This is a genomic window from Rhizobium ecuadorense (assembly GCF_001187535.1).
In the GTDB taxonomy this organism is placed as follows: domain Bacteria; phylum Pseudomonadota; class Alphaproteobacteria; order Rhizobiales; family Rhizobiaceae; genus Rhizobium; species Rhizobium ecuadorense.
Genome location: NZ_LFIO01000853.1, coordinates 1 through 4,847, shown reverse-complemented (window position 1 = coordinate 4,847; position 4,847 = coordinate 1). Strand labels below are relative to the sequence as shown.

General features: G+C 58.9%; 4 protein-coding genes. All 4 read right to left on the bottom strand.

Features of this window, described 5'->3' with window-relative positions; genetic code table 11:
* Positions 1-43 precede the first annotated feature (43 nt).
* The 4 genes from AF337_RS14885 to repA all read right to left on the bottom strand — a co-directional run bounded on the left by AF337_RS14885 (position 44) and on the right by repA (position 4,646).
* The gene (locus tag AF337_RS14885) at positions 44-610 is read right to left on the bottom strand and encodes a sugar transferase (RefSeq protein ID WP_049732639.1); all 567 of its coding nucleotides are present in this window, start codon (positions 608-610) and stop codon (positions 44-46) included.
* A gap of 284 nt (positions 611-894) precedes the next feature.
* A complete protein-coding gene (repC, locus tag AF337_RS14880; protein ID WP_049732638.1) occupies positions 895-2,187 on the bottom strand; it encodes a plasmid replication protein RepC in 1,293 nt (430 codons plus the stop codon).
* Positions 2,188-2,336: 149 nt separating this feature from the next.
* A complete protein-coding gene (repB, locus tag AF337_RS14875) occupies positions 2,337-3,389 on the bottom strand; it encodes a plasmid partitioning protein RepB (protein WP_049732637.1) in 1,053 nt (350 codons plus the stop codon).
* Between the two features lie 42 nt (positions 3,390-3,431).
* A complete protein-coding gene (gene repA / locus AF337_RS14870) occupies positions 3,432-4,646 on the bottom strand; it encodes a plasmid partitioning protein RepA (RefSeq protein ID WP_049732636.1) in 1,215 nt (404 codons plus the stop codon).
* Positions 4,647-4,847: the final 201 nt, after the last annotated feature.

The window sequence follows — 4,847 nt, the reverse complement described above, 5'->3', positions numbered from 1 at the left end:
AATCAAGGTCTTCCGCACCGCTTATCTATCAGAAGTAGGTAGCCTAATGCCGTATTCCCTTGCGGCGGATGACCTTGCCTGCGGTCAGAAACAGGATGCGCATGTCGAAGCCGAATGAACGCCGCTTAAGATATTCGACGTCGAATTTCACCTTCTCCGGAACAGGCAACTCGTCGCGGCCGTTGATCTGCGCCCACCCGGTCAATCCGGGCAGAAGCTTGTCGACCCCATGCACCGTCCGCAACTCGATCAGATCATCCTGATTGTAGAGCGCCGGCCGTGGGCCGACGAAACTCATCTTGCCCCCCAGAATGCACCAGAGTTGCGGCAGTTCGTCGAGGCTCGATTTGCGCAGAAACGATCCGATAGGTGTCAAAAACCGATCCGGGTTCTCGAGCAGATGCGTGGCGACGGTTGGCGTATCGACGCGCATGCTGCGGAATTTCGGCATCAGGAAGATCTGGTTGAGGCGACCGACACGTTTTGACCAATAGAGGATTGGTCCCGGCGAGGTAAGGCGAACACAAAGAGCGACGACGAGAATTGGGACGAGCAGGATCGCAGACGCTATCAAAGCCAGGAAAAAATCCACCGCCCGTTTCAAACCCATGCTCCACAGCTCTTCCATGCTTACCGGCGGTTTCTGCCTTTGCGCCATCGCCTTGCCGTATCGTCAAAAAAGCATCTCCAGTCAACTGCAGTCCATCGTGTTCCGCGATGGACGGGCTTGGTCAATCACCACTTGTCCCTCCCCCTGGCTTCGCGAAGCCGAGCAGCCTCTAACTCATTGATCTCAAGCCGAGAAGCTCCCAATCAGAAGTTATCTCCATCTTCATTTCCGTCACATTTCGTTAACCATAAAAGTTGCGCCGGATAGGCCGCGAAGTGAAGCTTTCATCCTGTCTTCCCTCTCACCGGCGAATTGGTGCGGGCGAGGGCCATCAACATTGGACCGATGGCGAATTCACCTTTCTCGGCGCGGCGTGTCAGATCGCGCAGATAACCGCCGGCGGAATTGATATGCCCTGCCCTTTCCAGGACGCAGGCCATGACGGTGGCAGCGTTTTCGCTGCCCATGATCTCGCAAGCCTCTTCATAGGCCGACGGGCTGACGCCGAGCATCGAACGTACCGCGACAGCCGCGGCCATCAGATCGCGCCATGTGCCGACCGAGCCCTGGGGCCCATAGGCTGCAATCTCAGGGCAGGCCTGCAGCACCAGCCCCAGCGGGAAGGATTTGAGCCCCCCGTTGGCGACGGAGGAAGCCCGTGTCCCGGAGACATACTCGTTCCTCCCTCCGTCTTTCTGTATCTGGGCTATCGGTTCGGCCCGACCTGCAGATCGATCCTCTGCCGTCGCGCCCTGCTTCGGTTCGAAGCCTGGTTCAGATTCAGAAGTGAAATGTGGGTTTGAATTCTGTATGTGCCGCTCAGAATGTTGGGCATTGCCGCTTTGATTGTGGGTTTTAATCTGCATTTCCAACTGATTGGTGATTTCCTCGCGCAGCAGTTCCAACTCGTCGACTGCGGATGCGGCCTGCGCGGCGGATGGCGACCGCGGCAACCGTTCGACGACATGGCGAAAGTGCAGATGGATCGCATCCCAATCGCCGGCAGCCCCCTCCTCCAACGCCATCTCGATAAGCTTGGCGACGTCGCGCCGGCAAAGCGTCAGCCGCTCTCTGAGCCGCTGCAGGTGCAGTCGTTCCGTAACCACCTCCGCCGCCAGCCGCTCGATCTCCTCGGCGCGCGCGAGCAGCGGCGCCAGCGAGAAACCGAATGCCTCGCGCAGCCCTCCACCCTGCTCCTTGCGGGCGTAGCGCTTGCCGTTCGGGCTATCCTTGCGGATCAGCAATCCGGCCTCGATCAAGCTCGCCAGGTGCCGGCGGATGGTCTGCTCCGCCATTCCATGCGCACGCAGGGAAAGCTGTGCATTGGAAGGAAACACGACAAGCCCGTTGTCTTCAGAGATCTCTCCTTTCGGATAAAAGCTCAGCAAGGCGTTCAGAATAGCGAGCGCCCGGTCGGTGACGCCGAGCAGCGGCCTGGCCTCGCACAGCGCACGATAGAGTTTCCACTTATCAATTGATTGGCCGGGCTCGATCTTTCGAGCAGTCGCCTGGCTTGCCAGCATGCCAAACGTCATCGGCCGCCGCCCGAAGGGCGTCGTCACACTTCCGCTTTCCATTGTCTTCGCCTTCTTCAAGGCAAAAGATCACAGCTCACCAAATTCGGTGCCAAAGACTCTTGACTATGATTCGCGGAAATGTGATTCTCTGGGTGTCTAGATCAGAGAGGGCTTCCGCGACGGCAACGTTCGGGGGCCTTTTCTTTTGCTTATTGATCTCCGTTCTTCGTCAAATCCTGTGTCTTCTCGAACGCCTCGTAGAGACGATCCAGATTGCTGGCGATATAGGCCCCAAAGGCAGACGCCTTCTCCGCCTTCAGCGCGATGGTGAACTGTTTCCCGTCATCCTTGAACTTCGCCTTGACCGCGCCGTCCTTGCGCTGCCATGCGTGAGCCGCGGGCTGAGGCGCCGCGATCGATGACGTCGATTGCTGCCGCCTGCTGACGAAGGCAACCAGCATATCGAAGCGGGCATCCGGTTCCGCCGTCTCGAATTCCGCCGACCTGCTGAACTCGATCGCCCGGGCAGATATGTTTTCGGTCTCGAATTTTACCGATAGGTCGTGCCAGCGGTCACGGCCGGTGGTCTTTGCCGCACCGATTGCGGCCAGGACTTCGGCTGGGATTCGCTTGGTGACGGACAGCATCTTGGAAACCGTCGTCTTGTCGGCGCTGAGCGCCGACATGATCGTTTCCCTATCGAAACCCAGCGTGTCGAGCTTGTCGGCGAACATCGTCCGCTCGATGAAAGAGAGATCGGCGCGCGCCGAATTCTCCTGACCCTGCGCGATGACATGGTCGCGATCGTCAAGTTTCTTGACCACGGCGCGGACAGGCCGGCCGAGTTCTTTGGCAGCCCGGGCACGACGATGGCCGAAAGCGATCTGATAGCGGCCATCCTTCTCCGGATGCGGGCGGACGAGGATCGGAGAATCCTGACCACGCAGACGGATCGCCTCGACCAACTCGCGAAACTGTTCGTCGGCATGCGCCAGCCGGTCCGTGACGAACGAATCTTCGATCAGCGCAGGATCGAGATCAATCACCGTCTCGCCGGTCGCCAGCTTCTCTTCGATCGCTTTGGCCGCATCCGCCTTGGCGGCCAGCGCATCGATACTGCGGGTGACCGCTCCGAGAGCGCCGATCCCTTTATAGGTGATCTGCTGTTTCTCGTCCCTCTGGAGCGGCTCATCCTCATTGTTTACCGCAGTAAACTTCTTGGAATCGTCCATCAGGCCCGAGAGGAGATTCTTACGCGCCATCAGCTAGCTCCTCGCCGCGGTTTACCGCAGTAAACTTCTCGGTCATTTCCGCCCCCAGGCCTTATGAATGAGATCGCCGATCTCATTGTTGACGGCATCCATCGCCTCCATGGCGCGGTCATAGGTCGCGCGGGTAAACTGGCTCCGCTCGACCTCATAAAGCGTCTGGTTGGTCATCGCCGCATCCGAGATCGCAACGCTGCGCAACATCGGATTGGTCAGCACATGGTTCTTGAACATCGAACGCATGAAAGCGACCATCTGCGTCTGCGGCCCGTCCTGCGGGTCGTAGCGGGTGACGAGATAACGCAGCCAGTCGAGGTTCATGTCGCCGCCGGCACCCTTCAGCGTATTCAGCACTTCGCCGAGCATCTGCAGGAACTGGCACATCGACATAACATCGAGCATCTGAGGATGGACGGTGATCAGAACCGCCGTTGCGCCGCAAATGGCGCTCATGGTCAAAAAGCCGAGCTGGGGAGGGCAGTCGATGATGACGACATCGTAATCGTCGGCGACCGAGGACAGCGCCTCGTCAAGCCGCGCGAAAAAGACGCGCCCATAGTCGCCCGCCTTGCCCTGAGCAAGCACGCGCGGCGTATCATGCTCGAATTCCATCAGCTCGAGATTGCCCGGCACCAGATGCAGGTTCGGGAAATTCGTCGGCCGGATGATCTCCCGGAGCGGTCGCCGCTGATCGTCGTAGCGAATGGCGGCGTAGAGCGTCTCATTCTCGTTGACGTCGAATTCAGGCTGAAAGCCGTGGATGGCGGAGAGAGAGGCCTGCGGGTCGAGGTCGACGGCGAGCACACGGTGGCCGGTCAGCGCAAGGTGCTGGGCAAGATGCGCGGCACTCGTGGTCTTGCCGCTGCCGCCCTTGAAATTGACGACGGCAACGACCTGGAGATGTTCGCTGCCTTGGCGGTGACGCATATAATGCGTTCCGGCCCGGGCATTGTGCTCCAGGAAGGTGCGCATCTCTTCCATCTGCTCGGCCGTATAGGACCGGCGGCCCGACGGCGTGACCTGGGGAAGGGCGCCCTTGCCTTCCAGCGACAGATTGCGAAGATAACCACTGGTCACGCCGAGAAAACGCGCCACCTCGGCAAGCTGAAATTCCCTCAAACCCTTCAGCGCGCGCGGCGGAAACATTTCGAGCCGATGCTGCTTCAGCTTGTCGGATAGCTCCTGCGCCTGACCAATAATCAGTTGGTCGACATCGGAAATTGCTTTTTCTATCTGCGGCGCCATATTCATGGAAATCTCGAAAATGCGATTTAAAAGCCCTGCAAGCTTTGAAACCGCATTTAGCGCCGATTCTGGAGGGGTGGCAAGGCAAATAGGGTTAACAACACCCTACCGCTGGGTTGTCCAATCTTTTTCAAAGGCTTGGACATGCCCGCCCTATGGCGGGGTCCACGCCGCAATCGCGTCTTGACCTATCTCTTATACACCTCT